This is a genomic window from Pseudomonas brassicacearum (genome assembly GCF_003732265.1).
GTDB classification, from domain to species: domain Bacteria; phylum Pseudomonadota; class Gammaproteobacteria; order Pseudomonadales; family Pseudomonadaceae; genus Aquipseudomonas; species Aquipseudomonas brassicacearum_D.
The window spans coordinates 1-317 of the sequence record NZ_MOBK01000109.1 but is presented as its reverse complement, the minus strand read 5'-3'; the positions used below and the strand labels follow the sequence as shown (position 1 = coordinate 317).

At 54.7% G+C, this 317-nt stretch carries 1 protein-coding gene; it reads right to left on the bottom strand.

What is annotated here, in order from left to right; genetic code table 11:
* On the bottom strand, positions 1–94 hold a 94-nt coding region (locus BK660_RS33260; protein ID WP_473087021.1), incomplete at its 3' end, for a GFA family protein.
* Positions 95–317 lie beyond the last annotated feature (223 nt).

Sequence of the window (317 nt, the reverse complement as noted above, 5' to 3'; positions counted from 1 at the left end):
AGGCGAGGCAGTGGCAGATGCCGACTCGGTAGGGCTTACCTGTCACTTCGAACCGGACATCGCCGCACAGGCAACCGCCGGTCAATCGATTCATGTCACACCTCCTCTGGTCGACTGCAAATTACAGATCGTCCAAATCGGGAAAGGCAATCCTTCCCAGCGTCCAAGGCTCAACAATCTGGCAATGCACATTGCGCAGAAATGAGCCCCACTCGCTTCGGTTATGGGCATCCGGGCCGGTGACCGTCAGTAACAGATATTCATCCCGAAACGCGTCATAGGCATAGATCAGCCAAANGTCATTATCAGCGTCGTCA